Below are 15,577 nucleotides of genomic sequence, written 5' to 3'. Positions count from 1 at the left end.
GCGGTACGTCGGACACCGCTCGATCGGCACGTCGGACACCGGCCGAAACGCCACGTCGGGCACCGGCCGGGCGGGCCGCCGGAGAGCGGCCCGCCGTCCCGCGTCAGCCGCGCTGCGCGGCCCGGTTGACGGCGCTGACCAGCGCCTTCAGCGAGGCCAGCACGGTGTTGCCGTCGATGCCCACGCCCCACAGCACCTTGTCGCCCACGGCGCACTCGACGTACGCGGCGGCCTGCGCGTCGCCGCCCTCGCTCAGCGCGTGCTCGGCGTAGTCCAGCACGCGTACGTCGATGCCGATCGAGCCCAGCGCGTTGACGAAGGCGGAGACCGGGCCGTTGCCGGTGCCGGTCAGCGTGGCGGGGGTGCCGTCGACGACCGCCTCGGTGGTCAGCGCGTCGCGGCCGTCCTCGGTGGTCAGGCTGCGCGAGCCGCTCAGCGAGATCCGGCCCCACGGGTTGGCGGGGGTGGGCAGGTACTCGTCCTGGAAGACCGCCCAGATGTCGCCGGGGGTGACCTCGCCGCCCTCGGCGTCGGTCTTGGCCTGGATGATCTTCGAGAACTCGATCTGCATCCGGCGCGGCAGGTCCAGCTTGTGGTCGTTCTTCAGCACGTAGGCGATGCCGCCCTTGCCGGACTGCGAGTTGACCCGGATGACCGCCTCGTAGCTGCGGCCGACGTCCTTGGGGTCGATCGGCAGGTAGGGCACACCCCAGGTGTAGTCACCGACCGGGACGCCGGCCGCGGCGGCGTCGGCCTCCAGGGCGTCGAAGCCCTTCTTGATGGCGTCCTGGTGCGAGCCGGAGAAGGAGGTGAAGACCAGGTCACCGGCGTAGGGGTGGCGCTCGGGCACCGGCATCTGGTTGCAGTACTCGGCGGTGCGGCGAATCTCGTCGATGTCGGAGAAGTCGATCATCGGGTCGACGCCCTGGGAGAACAGGTTCATCCCGACGTTGACCAGGTCCAGGTTGCCGGTGCGCTCGCCCTGGCCGAACAGGCAGCCCTCGACCCGGTCGGCGCCGGCCATGATGGCCAGTTCGGCGGAGGCGACGCCGGTGCCGCGGTCGTTGTGCGGGTGCGCGGACACGCAGACGAACTCGCGGCGCGACAGGTTGCGCGACATCCACTCGATCTTGTCGGCGTAGACGTTCGGGGTGGACCGCTCGACGGTGGTCGGCAGGTTCAGGATGATCTCGCGGCCCTCGCCGGGCTGCCAGACGTCCATCACCGCCTCGCAGACCTCCAGCGCGTAGTCCAGCTCGGTGTCGATGAAGATCTCCGGCGAGTACTCGTAGCCGAAGACGGTCTCGTCGCCCAGGATCTTCTCGGCGTACTCCATCACCAGCCGGGTGCCGTCCGTCGCGATGGCCTTGATCTCGTCCTTGCTCGCCTTGAACACCACCCGGCGGAACATCGGCGAGGTGGCGTTGTACAGGTGGACGGTGGCCCGCGGCGCGCCCTTCAGCGACTCGACGGTCCGCTCGATCAGGTCCTCGCGGGCCTGGGTCAGCACCGAGATGGTGACGTCCTCGGGGATCGCGTTCTCTTCGATCAGCGAGCGGACGAAGTTGAAGTCGGTGGCGCCGGAGGACGGGAAGCCGACCTCGATCTCCTTGTAGCCCAGCTGCACCAGCAGGTCGAACATCTTGCGCTTGCGGGCCGGCGACATCGGGTCGATCAGCGCCTGGTTGCCGTCGCGCAGGTCGGTGGACAGCCAGCGCGGGGCCTGGGTGATCACCTTGCTCGGCCAGGTGCGGTCCGGCAGGTCCACGGTACCGAAGGGTACGTACCGCTGGAACGGCATCCCCGAGGTCTTCTGCTGCACGGTCGCGGCGGTGATCGGGGTGGGACGGTCGACGAACGCGCGGGCGACGGAGGACTGTTCGGTCATGGCTGGGGCTCTCGGCTTCCCTTGTCGAAGGCGGTCTGCGGTCGGGGGACACACACCCGACTCGGCCGACTGGATGCACCGCCGCGGATCACGCTGGGCGCAACAGGACTCCCCGCGGCGAGGGGGCCGGCCTTCACTGGACTACAGGCCCTCGCCGCGGCAGCTAAGAAGAAGCAGCCGGATACGCATGATGCCGTCACTGTAACCCGGGCGGCGACCCGGCCGCAGTGAGCCCCGCCACGATCCCAACCAGTGAGACGGCCTCCGGCCGCCGGGCGGGTGCGGCAAGTTGGCGAAAGCCTCGGCAAACCCGTTCGCCGCCCTGCACACTGGCATCCATGCGTATCCAGGTCACCCGCACCGGCGGGTTCGCCGGCCTGCTCCGGTATGCCGAGATGGACACCGAGGAGCGCCCGGACGCCCCGCACGTGCACGCGCTGGCCCGCGAGGCGATGGCCGGCGGGCTGCGCGCGCCCGCGTACGGCGTGCCCGACGGCTTCCACTACGAGATCACCGTCGACGGCCGCACCGTGCACTGCGCCGACCCCAAACTGTCCGACTCCCAGCGCGAGTTGGTCAGTCTGGTGCTCCGCGAAGGCGCCTGACGGCCACCGCCCGGGCCGCTCAGATCCAGCCGTCCAGCGAGGCCAGGAACCCGGCCGGGTCGTCCCGGTGGATGCAGTGCCCGGCGCCCGGGACGGTGCGCACCTCGAAGCCGCGGCGGCGCAGCTCGGCAGCCTCCTCGGGCGACACCAGGACGCTCGGGTCGGCGAGTTGGACCAGCGAGGGGACGGCCGGGGGCCCCGGCAGCACGGAGAGTTCGGGGTGCGCCCACAGGCCGATCGCGGTGTCGCTGTCCCAGGCGGCAAGGCCGGCCAGCTCGGCGTCCACGTCCTCGTCGGCCCAGTCGGGGTGCATGGTGGTGATGAACTTCCGGGTGCCGAAGCGCTTGAAGTCGACGAACGGCTCCGGGCCGATCCCGGGCCGGTCGTAGACGAACGCGGGGTCGCTGTAGACGGCCCGGTCGGGCTTGAGCCGGTCCAGGGCGCGCCACAGCGCGAGCGCGCCCATCGAGTGGCCGATGGCCAGCGCGGCCCCGGAGGGCAGCGTGTCGACGAGGTCCTCGGCGAACTGCTCGGGGCCGTACCGGTCGGCGGGGGTGGCGCCCTCACCGGCCGGTGAGGCGCCGTGGCCGCGCAGGTCCACGCCGATCACCCGGTAGCCGCGCTCGGCGAGGGCGGGGCCGATCACCCGCCAGGTGTGGTGGTTGGACTGGAGGCCGTGGATCAGCAGGGCGGTCCGGTCGCCCCCGCTCCACTCGTGGGTGTGCAGTTTCACGACCGGGCCGCCCCTGTCCGCCTGTTCGATGCTCCGTCAGAAGCCGAGCTTACGCAGCTGCTTGGGGTCGCGCTGCCAGTCCTTGGCGACCTTGACGTGCAGGTCGAGGTAGACCGGGGTGCCGAGCAGCGCCTCGATCTGCTTGCGGGCGGTGGTGCCGACGTGCTTGAGCCGGGAGCCCTTGGCACCGATCACGATGGCCTTCTGGCTCTGCCGCTCGATGTACACGTTGGCGTGGATGTCCAGCAGCGGACGGTCGGCGGGCCGGTCCTCGCGCGGGATCATCTCCTCGACCACCACGGCCAGCGAGTGCGGCAGTTCGTCGCGCACGCCTTCCAGCGCGGCCTCGCGGATCAGCTCGGCGACCATGATCTGCTCGGGCTCGTCGGTGAGGTCGCCGTCCGGGTAGAGCGGCATGCCCTCGGGCAGCAGCTTGGTCAGCAGGTCCGCGACCAGCTCCACCTGCTTGTCACCGACCGCCGAGACGGGAATGATCTCGGCCCACTCGATGCCGAGTTCGGCGCCCAGCTGCTGGACGGCGATCAGCTGCTCGGCGAGCCGCTTGGAGTCCACCAGGTCGGTCTTGGTGACCAGTGCCACCTTCGGGGTGGACTTCTTGATCTCGGCGAGTTCCTTGGCGATGAACTTGTCGCCGGGGCCGAGCTTCTGGTCGGCGGGCACGCAGAAGCCGATCACGTCGACCTCCGCCCAGGTGGTGCGGACCAGGTCGTTGAGGCGCTCGCCGAGCAACGTGCGGGGCTTGTGCAGCCCGGGGGTGTCCACCAGCACGAGCTGGGCGTCGGGGCGGTGCACGATGCCGCGCACGGTGTGCCGGGTGGTCTGGGGACGGTCGGAGGTGATCGCGACCTTCGTCCCGACCAGGGCGTTGGTCAGGGTCGACTTGCCCGCGTTGGGACGGCCGACGAAGCACGCGAACCCGGAGCGGTACGGGGAGGAAGGGGCATTCATGGCACCCATTGTCCCCGATCGGCCGGGCCGACCCGGCCAGTGGGGGTTTCAGCCCGCCTTCTTCTTCCCGCCGCCCATGATGCCGCCGACCAGAACCAGTGCCAGCAGCACCAGGGTGCCGGCCAGCCACCACACGGAGCCGGTCTCGTGCCAGCGGCCGAAGCCCATGACGCACAGCAGCAGTCCGCAGAAGAACGCGGCGATCCCCATGACCCCTCCCCCGCCGGGAAATCCCTCGGCCGGGGCGATTATCGCACCGGCCGAGGGATTGTCGAGGGGCGTACTCAGCGCCTCACCGCGCCTCGGCGGCCACCTTCAGCGTCCCGTCCGGCCCGGCCAGCAGCACCGGCGTGCCGGCCCCGCCCAGGTCCCGCACCGCCGCCAGGTCGTCCGCCGCCGGCTCGTCCGCCGCGGAGACCACGGCCGCCGCCTCCAGGCTCTTCGCCCCGCTGGCCACCGCCATCGCCACCGCCGTCTGCAGGGCGCTCAGCTTCAGCGACTCCAGCGCGACCGTCCCGGCCACGTAGGTGCGGCCGGTCTCGTCGCGGACCGCGGCGCCCTCGGCCACGCCGTTGCGGGCGCGGGCCGAGCGGGCCAGCGTGATGATCTTCTTGTCCTCGGGGTCCAGCTCGGAAATCTCGGTCATGGCCCGAGCATAGGTCGCCCACCGGCGCACCGGCCCGGGCGTCCGGCCCTCGGCCATTCGCCGGCTCAACCCTTGAACAGGACCCCTCCGGCCCTCGGCCATTCACCGGCTCAACCCTTGAACAGGACCCCTCCGAACAGCCGCCCCTCGCCGGAGGCTCAGTCCTTGAGCAGCGCACCCTCCCCCGCCGGCACGAACTCCGCCAGCGCGGCGTCGATCCGGGCCAGCACGGCCTCGTCCAGCACCAGTTCGGCGGCGGCCTGGTTCTCCGCGATGTGCGCGGGGGTGCGGCTGCCCGGGATCGGCACCACGTGCTCGTCCTGCCGCAGCAGCCAGGCCAGCGCCAACTGGCCGGGGGTGACGCCCAGTTCGGCGGCGATCGCGCGCACCGGGGCGTACCGGTCGTTGTTCGCGGCCAGGTTCTCGGCGGAGAACCGGGCGATGTTCTGCCGGAAGTCACCCTCGGAGACCTGCTGCACGGTGCCGGTCAGGAAGCCGCCACCGAGCGGGCTCCAGGCCACCACGCCGACGCCCAGTTCACGGGTGACGGCCAGCAGCTCCGGGTCGATCGGCTGCCACATCGACCACTGCACCTGCACCGCCGCCACCGGGTGCACCGCGTGCGCGGCGCGCAGTTGCGCGGCCGTCACGTTGGAGAGCCCGAGGTGCCGCACCTTGCCGTCGGCGATCAGTTCGGCGACCGCGCCGACGGTGTCCTCGAACGGCACCTGCGGGTCCGGGAAGTGCGGGTAGTACAGGTCGATCACATCGGTGCCGAGGTTGCGCAGCGACTGCTCCGCGTAGCCGCGCACGTACTTGGGCTCGCAGTTCACCGCCAGTTCCTCGAACGCGAAGTGCACCGGGAAGCGATGCGCCTCGGCGCCCTCCGGGATCCGGAAGCCGAACTTGGTGGCCAGCACCACCTCGTCGCGCCGGCCGCGCAGGGCCCGGCCGATCAGTTCCTCGTTGTGTCCGCGGCCGTAGCCGTCCGCGGTGTCGATGAGCCGGGCGCCGGCGTCGATCGCGGCGTGCAGCGCGCCCTGGCCGCGCGCCTCGTCGATCTCGCCGTACACGCCGGGTGAGAGCACCATCGCCCCGAACCCGATCGGCGAACTGGCCAGCGCCCCGAGCATGCGCTCCGTCATGTGCCTCTTCCCCTCCAAGCCGACCGCGGCCCAACGGATCTGACGATCCGTCGGGCCAAGTGCGGTTCACTCTATGACGGAACGATCAGTGCCCGGTCGGGTTCGGCGGCCCCGGACGCAGAACCTTCACCAGCACCGGCGGGCCGTCGGGCCGCTCGGCGTCGTGCTCGTGCCGCCGCTTCCAGTACGGGTTGTCCTGCGGCAGGTGGCTGCTGACCCGGCCGTACATGCCGAAGGTCAGGATCACGAAGCCGAAGACGAAGCTGAAGACGACGTTGCCGATGTGGAAGGCGAGCCGGTTGGCGCTGGAGTCCAGCACCATCAGGCCGACGAAGCCGGCCAGCACGAACAGCACGCCCATGATCATGTTGAGGTCGGAGGCGAAGTTTCCGCCGATGATCGCACCCAGGATCAGGATTCCGCCGGCCACCAGCGACAGCACGCTCAGCGCGCCGTTGCTGGACATGCCCAGCACCTGCTTGCCCGTGGTGTCGATGAAGCCGGGGGTGCCGCCGGTGAGCCCGAGGATGCCGAACACCACCAGGAACACTCCGCCCAGCCCGGCACCGTAGCGGTACACCTGGCCCAGCCGGTGGTCGACCGGGAGTTCGTCGTGGAGTCTCATCGGGTCCTCCCCGCATGGTCGGACCGGAGGAACGGCACTTCGTGCAGGTACAGCGACCCGCACTGCTGGCAGCAGTGCAGCCCGGTGCCCCAGGCCTCCTCCGGCTTGCTCTCGGCGTCCGAGGCGATCTCGGCGCCGCACATGCCGTACGAGAGGTCGGTGTCACGGACCACATGCCACCTGGCCACCCCGCCGGCCGGCCCGGTGGGGCCGTATTCCGCGCGCAGTAGATGTGCCATGTCTCCCATGGTCGGCACGCCGGGGGCGGTCAGGCAAACGGGCCCCGGGCCGAACCGTCCGACCCGGCAAGCCGGTTGGGACGGCCCGTCCAGGGCCCGCTGCGGGTACGGCGGACTACGGAGCGTGCTCCTCGGCCGGTTCCTCGGCGTGCTTCGCGTACTCCTCGGCGCGCACCGGCGCGGCCACCACGGTGCCGATCCGGTTGCGGCGGCCCGCGGAGCTCTCCGCGGTCAGGCTGATCGCGGCCAGCCCGCTGCCCTCCGGCACCGGCACCTCGCAGGACGATCCGGGGATCGGCACCCGGCCCAGGCACTTGGCCAGCAGGCCGCCGACGGTCTCCACGTCCTCGTCGTCCAGCTCGATGCCGAACAGTTCGCCGAGGTCCTCGACGGTGAGCCGGGCGGTGATCCGGAACGAGCCGTCGCCGAGGTCCTCGACCGGGGCGATCTCCCGGTCGTACTCGTCGGTGATCTCGCCGACGATCTCCTCCAGGATGTCCTCGATGGTGACCAGTCCGGCGGTGCCGCCGTACTCGTCGATCACGATCGCCACGTGCGAGCGCATCTGCTGCATCTCGCGCAGCAGGTCCGCGGCCGGCTTGGAGTCCGGCACGAACACCGCCGGGCGCATCACCGAGTCCACCTGCTCCGACTCGGCGTCCCGGTTGATGTGGGTGCGCCGCACCAGGTCCTTCAGGTAGACGATGCCGACCACGTCGTCCTCGTTGTCGCCGACCACCGGGATCCGCGAGAAGCCCGAGCGCAGCGCCAGCGTCAGCGTCTGCCGGACGGTCTTGTGCCGCTCGATCATCACCAGGTCGGTGCGCGGCACCATCACCTCGCGGACGATGGTGTCGCCCAGCTCGAAGACCGAGTGCACCATCCGGCGCTCCTCGTCCTCGATCAGGTCGTCCTTCTCCGCGAGGTCCACCAGCGCCCGCAGCTCCGCCTCGGAGGCGAACGGGCCCTCCCGATAGCCCTTGCCGGGCGTCAGCGCGTTGCCGAGCAGGATCAGCAGCCGCGGGATCGGACCGAGGATCCGGGCCAGCGGCAGCAGCACGTAGGACGCCGCGGTGACGGTGCTCAGCGGGTGCTGACGGCCGATCGTGCGCGGGGAGACCCCGACCGCCACGAACGACACCAGCACCATCACACCCACCGCCACCAGCACGGCCAGCCAGGTCTGCTGGAAGCTGCGCACGCACACCACGGTGACCAGCACCGCGGCGGCCATCTCGGCGGCCACCCGGATCAGCATCGCCAGGTTCAGGTAGCGGATGTTGTCCGAGGCCAGCGTCAGCAGCCGGTCCGAACCGCGGCGGCCCGAGCGGACCGCCTCCTCGGCGCGGAACCGGGACATCCGGGAGATCCCCGCCTCGGCGCACGCGGCCAGCCAGCCGAACACCACCAGCAGCAGCGCCCCGACCAGGAAGCTCGTACTCTCACCACTCACAGACGGCCGGCCCTCAGTGGACGGTCGGCGCGGGAGACAGCCCGGTCAGCCCGCGACCGGCCCGCCAGTCGTCCAGGATCCGCTTCTGCAGCGCGAACATCTCGCGCTCCTCGTCGGGCTCCTCGTGGTCGTAGCCGAGCACGTGCAGCACCCCGTGGACGGTGAGCAGCTGCAGCTCCTCGTCCATCGAGTGCTTGGTCGGGGCGGCCAGGCCCTGCTGCTTCGCCACCTCGGGGCAGAGCACGATGTCGCCGAGCAGGCCCTCCGGCAGGTCCTCGCCCTCCTTGCCGGGCCGCAGTTCGTCCATGGGGAACGACATCACGTCGGTCGGACCGGGCAGGTCCATCCACTGGACGTGCAGCTCCGCCATCGACTCGCTGTCGTAGATGATCACGGAGAGCTCGGACTGCGGGTGAATCCGCATCTTTTCGAGGGCGTAGCGGGCGACGTCGAGGATGGAATCCTCGTCGACGTCCCACCCGGACTCGTTGGCGATGTCGATCGACATGGAGGGCTCAGTACTCAGCTTTCGGTGCGATGGGACTGCCGGGGCGCCCGGGCGCCCCGACGTTGAACGGGTTTGCGGTCGCCGGACTCCTCGGCCTCCTGCCGGGCGTCCCAGCGTTCGTACGCGTCAACGATGCGGCCGACCAGCTTGTGCCGCACCACGTCGGTGCTGGTCAGCACCGAGAAGTGGATGTCGGGCACGTCGACCAGGATCTCCTGGACCACCTTCAGACCACTGCGGGTACCGCCCGGCAGGTCGATCTGGCTGGTGTCGCCGGTGACCACCACCCGGGAGTTGAAACCGAGGCGGGTCAGGAACATCTTCATCTGCTCGGGCGAGGTGTTCTGCGCCTCGTCGAGGATGATGAACGCGTCGTTCAGGGTGCGGCCTCGCATGTACGCCAGCGGAGCCACCTCGATCGTGCCGGCGGCCATCAGCCGCGGGATCGAGTCCGGGTCCATCATGTCGTGCAGCGCGTCATACAGCGGCCGCAGGTAGGGGTCGATCTTCTCGTAGAGGGTGCCGGGCAGGAAGCCCAGCCGCTCCCCCGCCTCGACGGCCGGCCGGGTCAGGATGATCCGGTTGACCTCCTTGGCCTGCAGCGCCTGCACGGCCTTGGCCATCGCCAGGTAGGTCTTGCCGGTGCCGGCCGGGCCGAGGCCGAAGACGATGGTGTGCTTGTCGATCGCGTCGACGTAGCGCTGCTGGTTGAGCGTCTTGGGGCGGATGGTGCGGCCCCGGTTGGACAGGATGTTCGCCGTGAACACCTCGGACGGGGCCGGGTGGGCCGGGTCCTCCGCGGCGCTCCTGAGCATGGTGATGGAGCGCTCCACGGCGTCCTCCGTCAGTGGCTGGCCGGTGCGCAGCACCAGCATCATCTCGGTGAAGAGCTGCTTGACGAGCGCGACCTCGGCCGGAGAGCCGGTGGCCGTCACCTCGTTTCCTCGGACATGGATGTCGGCGTCCGGGAAGCCGCCCTCGATCACTCGCAGGAGCGAGTCGGCCGCACCCAGCAGGGTGACCATCGGGTGCTTCTCCGGAATGACTATCCGGGTGCTGGCGGCTGCCGCGTCGGCGGGCCGCTGTCCGTCGGTTCGGGTCTGCGGTGAGTCAGTCATGGGTCGGCGCTACGGCCTGCCTCATCCCAATCCGTCGTGTCGTGTGGCCAGGGCTCTCCAGGCCACCAGGGTACGCCGCGCAGATGTTCGCCGGAGCGGCACGGCGGCTTCGATGGTGGGGTCTGTCGCCCCGATGTGCGAGCGGTTTTTCGTCAACGCGCGCCCCGGGGGGCGCTCAACGGCGCGGTGGGACGGGGATCCTGGCCAGATCCTCGGCGATCACGACCTCGCCGTCGAAGTGCTTCTCGGCCTCCGCGCGGTGCGCCTGCAGGTCCGGGTAGCGCTGCGAGAAGTGGGTCAGCACCAGCCGGCGCACCCCCGCCTCGGCGGCCACCCGGGCGGCCTGCGCGGCGGTCAGGTGGCCGTGCTCCTCGGCGAGTGCGGCGTCCGCCTCCAGGAAGGTCGCCTCGATCACCAACAGGTCTGCGCCCTCGGCGAGTTCGGCGACCCCGTCGCACAGCCGGGTGTCCATCACGAAGGCGAACCGCTGCCCGGGCCGCTTCTCCGCGACCTCCGCCAGCAGCACCGTCCGCCCGTCCACCTCGACCCGGCCGTCGCGCTGCAGCTGCCCCACCGCCGGTCCGCGCAGACCGAGTTCGCGCAGCCGCTCGGGGCGCAGCCGGACGCCGTCCGGCTCGGTCAGCCGGTAGCCGAACGACTCCACCGGGTGCGACAGCCGCACCGCCGCCAGCTCGAACGGCGCGCCCGGCGCCTCCAGCGGGCCGGGCCCGGCGACCGGGCGCTCCCGCAGCTCGGCGGTGGCGTGGTAGACGCTGGCGTGCCGCAGCCGGTCGAAGAACACCTGGCCGGACGCCGGGTAGTAGGCGTCCACCGGGTGCGGCACCCGGTCCAGGTTGATCCGCTGCAGCACGCCCGGCAGGCCCAGGCAGTGGTCGCCGTGGAAGTGCGACACCGCGATCCGGGTGATCCCGGTGGCGGTCACGCCCGCCTGCAGCATCTGCCGCTGGGTGCCCTCCCCCGGGTCGAACAGCAGCCCCTCGCCGTCCCAGCGCAGCAGGTATCCGTTGTGGTTCCGGTGCCGGGTCGGCACCTGGCTGGCCGTGCCGAGGACGACGAGTTCACGCTGCGACAACGCTCAGACCAGCCCCTCGGCGAGCGTGCGCCCGCCCAGCACGTGCACGTGCGCGTGGAACACCGTCTGGCCGGAGTCCGCACCGGTGTTGAAGATCATCCGGTACGACTCCAGGCCCTCGCCCTTGGCGGCCTCGCCGGCCTCGGCGAGCAGCTCGGCGGCGATCTCCGGCTCCGCGACGGCCAGTTCGGCCGCGTTGGCGTAGTGCACGTGCGGGATCACCAGCAGGTGGGTGGGAGCCTGCGGGTTTATGTCGCGGAACGCCAGCGTCCGGGCGCTCCTGCGCACCACCGTCGCCGGGATGTCCCCCGACACGATCTTGCAGAACACACAGTCCGCCTGCGGCTCGCCGGCCATCTCCCGCACTCCTTCTGAACATCCGTCACTGGTGACGACGACCCTACAGGGAGGGGGCGCGGACGCCCCCTCCCCGCTGTCAGTCGATCGGCGGCGCGGTCTTGGCCGGGGTGACGGCCAGCGCCTCCAGCGCGACCCGCACCGCGGTCTCCAGCTGCGGGTCCCGGCCGGCCGCCCAGTCGTGCGGGGCGACCGCGACCTCGATGTCGGGCGTGACGCCGCCGTTCTCCAGGCCCCAGCCGTAGCCCTCCAGCCAGCTGGAGTACTTGGGCTGGGTGACCGTCGTGCCGTCCACCAGGTCGTACTTGTTGTCGATGCCGATCACGCCGCCCCAGGTGCGGGTGCCCACCACCGGGCCGATGCCGAGCGCCTGGATCGCGGCGTTGACGATGTCGCCGTCCGAGCCGGAGAACTCGTTGGCCAGCGCCACCACCGGGCCGCGCGGGGCGTCCGCCGGGTAGGGCTCGGGGCGGTCCAGGTCGCGGCCGCGGTTCCAGCCGACGATCCGGCGGGCCAGCTTCTCCACGATCAGCTGCGAGGTGTGGCCGCCGCGGTTCTCCCGCAGGTCGACCACCACGCCCTCGCGGGCCATCTCGATCCGCAGGTCGCGGTGGAGCTGCGCCCAGCCCGCGCTCTGCATGTCGGGCACGTGCAGGTAGCCGAGCCGCCCGCCGGACAGCTCGTGGACGGCGGCCCGCCGCCCCGCCACCCAGTCGTGGTAGCGCAGCGCCTCCTCGTCGTCCAGCGGCACCACCACGGGGTGGCGCTCGCCGCCGTCCTTGCCGCTGACGGTCAGCTCGACCGGCTGGTCGGCGGTGCCGGCCAGCAGCGGGCCGGGGCCGGTCACCGGATCGACCGGGCGGCCGTTGACGGCCAGGATCGCGTCACCGGGGCGGATCGCCGCGCCCGGCGCGGCCAGCGGAGAACGGGCCCGCGGGTCGGAGGACTCGCCGGGCACCACCCGGGCCACCCGCCACACCTCGCCGTCGCGGACCAGGTCCGCGCCGAGCAGGCCCTGCCGGCGGGCCGCCTCGGTGCCCCGGCCGGGTGGGATCACGTAGGCGTGCGAGGTGCCGAGCTCGGCGACCGTCTCCCACAGCAGGTCCACCAGGTCGGAGTGGCAGCCGGCCCGGTCGACCAGCGGCCGGTAGCGCGCCAGCGCGCCCGCCCAGTCGACGCCGCCGAGGTCGGCGCGCCAGAAGTTGTCGCGCATCAGCCGGCCGTTCTCGTCGAACATCTGCCGCCACTCGGCGGCCGGGTCGACAGTGATCCGGATCCGGTCGAGATCGACGTCGGTGTCCTCGCCGTCGTCGGCCTTCTGGTCGGCGGGGACGATCCGCACGCTGCCGTCCTCCAGCACCGCCACCCGCGCGCCGTCCGCGGAGATCGCGAACGTGTCGACGCCGGTGAGCAGTTCCTCCACCTTGCGCTTCTTCAGGTCGTAGCGCTCCAGCGCGGTGCCGGCCGGGGTGTCGTCCAACGAGGCGGCGCTGTCGCCGAGTTCACCGCTGAACGGGATCCGGCCCCACAGCACGCCGTCCTTCGCCGCGCGCAGCGCCCCGAACCGCCCGGCCGCCACCGGGAACGGCACGATCCGGTCGGCCAGGCCCTCCAGATCGACCTTCGTGGTGGGCGTCGCCGACTCGCTCTTGTCGCCGTCCTTGCTCTCCTCGTCCTCGCCGCCGACCGGCCGCCCGGCCCGCTGCGGCCCGAACGGCGACGGGGTGTCGGCGGCCAGCGTCAGCAGGTACGGGCGGGTGCCGCCGGGGAACGACAGGTCGAAGACGTGCTCGTCGTACACCGGGTCGAAGGTGCGCACCGACAGGAACGCCAGGTGCTTGCCGTCCGAGGTGAAGGCCGGCGAATAGTCGTGGAAGCGCTGCGGGGTGGCCTCGCTGACGGTCCGCGAGGTCAGGTCGGCCAGCATGATCTGGCGCAGCGACCACGGCCCGAGCACCGGCTGCGACCAGGCCAGCCAGCCCGAGTCCGGGCTGAACACCGGCCCGCTGACCTCGCCCTCGCCGCTGCGCGCCAGCTCGTGCACGGCGCCGTCGCTGAGCGCCACCAGCAGCAGCCGGCCGTCGTGCGAAGCCACCGCGAGCTGCCGGCCGTCCGGCGAGACCGTCAGCGACAGCACCCGGCCCAGCTGCCCGGCCGCCAGCCTCCGGCGCTCCGCGCCGAGCACCGCGGGCGCGTACTCGATCGCGTCCTCGCCCTCGGCGTCCGTCACCCACACCACGCCCTGCGCGCCGTCCTCGCCGGGGACGACCCGCACCAGGCGGTTGCGCACCCCCGGCGTCTCGTCCAGCACCCGCGACGGACCCTCCCGGTGGGTCACCCAGTGCACGGTGCCCCGCACCACCACGGCCGCGGCCCGGCCGGTGCGGTCGACAGCGACGGTCTCCACCTGCCCGTCGGCCCGGGTCGGATGCGGCCGGCGGCTGCTGCGCGGACCCGCCAGGTCGATCTCCAACCGGCGCGGCTCGGCACCCTCCAGGTTGTCCAGCAGCCACAGGTCACCCGCGCTCTGCCAGATCACCCGGGTGCCGTCGGTGGACGCCTGCCGGGCGTAGAACCCGGTGTCTGCCGGGCCGTGCGCCCGCAGGTCGGTACCGTCCGGAAGGCTCGAGTACAGCCGCCCGACACCCTCGTGGTCGGACAGGAACGCCACCCGGTCACCCACCCACAGCGGGCACTCCAACTGGCCGTCCAACTCGGCGTGCAACCGCTCGAACTCGGCCGCCCCGATCCACAACTTCCCGGCCCGGCCGCCCCGGTAGCGCTTCCAGTGCGCGGCTTCCCGGTTGTGCGTCCCCAGCAGCACCCGCCCACCCGTCGCCCCCGCCGGCACCGGCTCGAACGCCAGCGCCCCGATCGGCCCGTACGGCAGCCGCTGCGGCTCGCCCCCGTCCAGCGGCACCGCGAACGCCCACGTCCGACGGATCGTCTCCTGCCCCGCCGTGGTGATCGCGATCGGCCGGCCGTCGCCGGTCCACCCCACCAACGCCGTGAACGGGCTCCCCCAGTACGTCAGCCGCCGCGCCTGCCCACCGGCCGCCGGCGCGACATGCACCTCCGGCGCCCCGTCCCGGTGTGACGTCCACGCCACCGTCCGCCCGTCCGGCGAGAACCGCACGGCCCCCACCGGCGCCTGATCCGCGGTCAAGCGCCAAGCGCGCCCGCCCTCCACAGGGGCCAGCCAGACATCGTCCTCGGCGACGAAAGCGACTACGTCGCCGTGCAAGTGGGGGTGGCGCAGGTATCCGCGCGTCAAATCGGTCACCCGGCCACAGTAGAGGGAGCGCGACCAGGGGCGCGGGGAAGTGCGCGAAGCGGAAGGCGCCCAACCGCGAGATCACGGCGCAGGACAATGACTTGCACGTGATCGCGACCTCGGCTGGGAGGTACCCCCACGCGCCCCTGTTCGTTTACCCCCAGCGCCCCGTACGCCCGAGCAGCAGCGCCCCCGCCGCGACCCCCGCGGTGGAGGTGCGCAGGACGGACGGCCCGAGTCGATAAGGCTTCGCCCCGGCCTCGGCGAAAGCCGCGATCTCCTCCGGCGACACCCCGCCCTCCGGCCCGACGATCAGCACGATCTCGCCGGAGGCGGGAAGCTCCGCCGTGGCCAGCGGCAGCGAACCTTCCTCGTGCAGGACAGCGGCGAAGGTGGCCTTCGACAGCAGCGGAAGCAACTGCCGCGTGGTCATCAGGTCGTGCACCTCGGGAAAGCGCAGCCGTCGCGCCTGCTTGCCCGCCTCGCGCGCGGTCGCCCGCCACTTGGCGAGCGCCTTCGTGCCGCGCTCGCCCTTCCACTGGGTGATGCACCGGGAGGCCGCCCACGGCACCACCGCGTCGATGCCGGCCTCGGTCATCGTCTCGACGGCGAGTTCGCCGCGGTCGCCCTTGGGCAGCGCCTGGACGACGGTGATCCGGGGCGCGGGCGCGGCCTCCTCGCGTACGGCGGCGACCAGCACGTCCAGCGCGTCCTTGCCGTGCACCGCGACGACGGTGCCGTCCGCGCCGCGGCCGTGTCCGTCGGCGAGGGTGACGGCCTCGCCGGGCTCCAGGCGCTTGACGGCGACGGCGTGCCGCCCCTCGGGGCCGTCGAGGCGGACGGTGGCGCCGGGGGCGGCGCCCGCCAGGTCGTCGACGACGAACACCGGTGCGGTCATCGGAACAGGAACCCTCTCGCGGAAAG

At 72.0% G+C, this 15,577-nt stretch carries 16 protein-coding genes; 1 reads left to right on the top strand and 15 read right to left on the bottom strand.

What is annotated here, in order from left to right; all coding sequences use genetic code 11:
• Positions 1–103 precede the first annotated feature (103 nt).
• A complete protein-coding gene (gene leuA, locus ACGFWJ_RS10400) occupies positions 104–1,888 on the bottom strand; it encodes a 2-isopropylmalate synthase (protein WP_392947359.1) in 1,785 nt (594 codons plus the stop codon).
• Between the two features lie 338 nt (positions 1,889–2,226).
• On the opposite strand from leuA, the gene ACGFWJ_RS10395 reads away from it, so the two are divergent.
• Entirely contained in the window at positions 2,227–2,493 is a 267-nt protein-coding gene (locus tag ACGFWJ_RS10395) for a protealysin inhibitor emfourin (RefSeq protein WP_387643155.1), read from the top strand.
• A 19-nt stretch (positions 2,494–2,512) separates the two neighbouring features.
• On the opposite strand, the gene ACGFWJ_RS10390 is transcribed toward ACGFWJ_RS10395, so the two are convergent.
• The 14 genes from ACGFWJ_RS10390 to ACGFWJ_RS10325 all read right to left on the bottom strand — a co-directional run bounded on the left by ACGFWJ_RS10390 (position 2,513) and on the right by ACGFWJ_RS10325 (position 15,551).
• Positions 2,513–3,226: an alpha/beta fold hydrolase gene (locus tag ACGFWJ_RS10390; RefSeq protein WP_392947356.1), complete on the bottom strand. Its 714-nt coding sequence runs from the start codon at positions 3,224–3,226 to the stop codon at positions 2,513–2,515.
• 36 nt (positions 3,227–3,262) lie between these two features.
• The gene (gene era, locus ACGFWJ_RS10385) at positions 3,263–4,195 is read right to left on the bottom strand and encodes a GTPase Era (RefSeq protein ID WP_380483267.1); all 933 of its coding nucleotides are present in this window, start codon (positions 4,193–4,195) and stop codon (positions 3,263–3,265) included.
• A gap of 48 nt (positions 4,196–4,243) precedes the next feature.
• Entirely contained in the window at positions 4,244–4,405 is a 162-nt protein-coding gene (locus ACGFWJ_RS10380) for a hypothetical protein (protein ID WP_387643152.1), read from the bottom strand.
• A gap of 82 nt (positions 4,406–4,487) precedes the next feature.
• A complete protein-coding gene (locus ACGFWJ_RS10375) occupies positions 4,488–4,841 on the bottom strand; it encodes a cytidine deaminase (RefSeq protein WP_387643151.1) in 354 nt (117 codons plus the stop codon).
• 158 nt (positions 4,842–4,999) lie between these two features.
• A complete protein-coding gene (locus ACGFWJ_RS10370; protein ID WP_387643150.1) occupies positions 5,000–5,986 on the bottom strand; it encodes an aldo/keto reductase in 987 nt (328 codons plus the stop codon).
• 85 nt (positions 5,987–6,071) lie between these two features.
• On the bottom strand, positions 6,072–6,611 hold the full coding sequence (locus ACGFWJ_RS10365; RefSeq protein WP_387643149.1) for a DUF4383 domain-containing protein: 540 nt from the start codon (positions 6,609–6,611) through the stop codon (positions 6,072–6,074).
• Entirely contained in the window at positions 6,608–6,850 is a 243-nt protein-coding gene (locus ACGFWJ_RS10360; protein ID WP_392947351.1) for a hypothetical protein, read from the bottom strand. Before ACGFWJ_RS10360 ends, ACGFWJ_RS10365 begins: the two co-directional genes overlap by 4 nt.
• A 115-nt stretch (positions 6,851–6,965) precedes the next feature.
• Positions 6,966–8,303: a hemolysin family protein gene (locus ACGFWJ_RS10355; protein WP_387643147.1), complete on the bottom strand. Its 1,338-nt coding sequence runs from the start codon at positions 8,301–8,303 to the stop codon at positions 6,966–6,968.
• 13 nt (positions 8,304–8,316) lie between these two features.
• Entirely contained in the window at positions 8,317–8,811 is a 495-nt protein-coding gene (gene ybeY, locus ACGFWJ_RS10350; protein ID WP_387643146.1) for an rRNA maturation RNase YbeY, read from the bottom strand.
• A 14-nt stretch (positions 8,812–8,825) separates the two neighbouring features.
• Positions 8,826–9,929, bottom strand: a complete 1,104-nt coding sequence (locus ACGFWJ_RS10345; RefSeq protein WP_387643145.1) for a PhoH family protein — start codon at positions 9,927–9,929, stop codon at positions 8,826–8,828.
• A 175-nt stretch (positions 9,930–10,104) separates the two neighbouring features.
• A complete protein-coding gene (locus ACGFWJ_RS10340) occupies positions 10,105–11,022 on the bottom strand; it encodes a ribonuclease Z (protein WP_392947346.1) in 918 nt (305 codons plus the stop codon).
• A gap of 3 nt (positions 11,023–11,025) precedes the next feature.
• Entirely contained in the window at positions 11,026–11,379 is a 354-nt protein-coding gene (locus ACGFWJ_RS10335; RefSeq protein ID WP_392947344.1) for a histidine triad nucleotide-binding protein, read from the bottom strand.
• A gap of 79 nt (positions 11,380–11,458) precedes the next feature.
• Positions 11,459–14,662: a PDZ domain-containing protein gene (locus ACGFWJ_RS10330; protein WP_392947342.1), complete on the bottom strand. Its 3,204-nt coding sequence runs from the start codon at positions 14,660–14,662 to the stop codon at positions 11,459–11,461.
• Positions 14,663–14,807: 145 nt separating this feature from the next.
• The gene (locus tag ACGFWJ_RS10325; protein ID WP_392947339.1) at positions 14,808–15,551 is read right to left on the bottom strand and encodes a 16S rRNA (uracil(1498)-N(3))-methyltransferase; all 744 of its coding nucleotides are present in this window, start codon (positions 15,549–15,551) and stop codon (positions 14,808–14,810) included.
• Between the last annotated feature and the right edge of the window lie 26 nt (positions 15,552–15,577).

This window comes from Kitasatospora sp. NPDC048407 (genome assembly GCF_043200475.1).
Lineage (GTDB): Bacteria > Actinomycetota > Actinomycetes > Streptomycetales > Streptomycetaceae > Kitasatospora.
Note: the sequence above shows the minus strand (reverse complement) of the source record. Positions and strands in the feature narration are given on the sequence as shown.

What these genes read in the sequence shown, in the direction of transcription:
- leuA (WP_392947359.1), bottom strand. Translation starts at nt 1,888, where the DNA reads ATGACCGAACAGTCCTCCGTCGCCCGCGCGTTCGTCGACCGTCCCACC.
- ACGFWJ_RS10395 (WP_387643155.1), top strand. Translation starts at nt 2,227, where the DNA reads ATGCGTATCCAGGTCACCCGCACCGGCGGGTTCGCCGGCCTGCTCCGG.
- era (WP_380483267.1), bottom strand. Translation starts at nt 4,195, where the DNA reads ATGAATGCCCCTTCCTCCCCGTACCGCTCCGGGTTCGCGTGCTTCGTC.
- ACGFWJ_RS10380 (WP_387643152.1), bottom strand. Translation starts at nt 4,405, where the DNA reads ATGGGGATCGCCGCGTTCTTCTGCGGACTGCTGCTGTGCGTCATGGGC.
- ACGFWJ_RS10375 (WP_387643151.1), bottom strand. Translation starts at nt 4,841, where the DNA reads ATGACCGAGATTTCCGAGCTGGACCCCGAGGACAAGAAGATCATCACG.
- ACGFWJ_RS10370 (WP_387643150.1), bottom strand. Translation starts at nt 5,986, where the DNA reads ATGACGGAGCGCATGCTCGGGGCGCTGGCCAGTTCGCCGATCGGGTTC.
- ACGFWJ_RS10365 (WP_387643149.1), bottom strand. Translation starts at nt 6,611, where the DNA reads ATGAGACTCCACGACGAACTCCCGGTCGACCACCGGCTGGGCCAGGTG.
- ACGFWJ_RS10360 (WP_392947351.1), bottom strand. Translation starts at nt 6,850, where the DNA reads ATGGCACATCTACTGCGCGCGGAATACGGCCCCACCGGGCCGGCCGGC.
- ybeY (WP_387643146.1), bottom strand. Translation starts at nt 8,811, where the DNA reads ATGTCGATCGACATCGCCAACGAGTCCGGGTGGGACGTCGACGAGGAT.
- ACGFWJ_RS10345 (WP_387643145.1), bottom strand. Translation starts at nt 9,929, where the DNA reads ATGACTGACTCACCGCAGACCCGAACCGACGGACAGCGGCCCGCCGAC.
- ACGFWJ_RS10335 (WP_392947344.1), bottom strand. Translation starts at nt 11,379, where the DNA reads ATGGCCGGCGAGCCGCAGGCGGACTGTGTGTTCTGCAAGATCGTGTCG.
- ACGFWJ_RS10325 (WP_392947339.1), bottom strand. Translation starts at nt 15,551, where the DNA reads ATGACCGCACCGGTGTTCGTCGTCGACGACCTGGCGGGCGCCGCCCCC.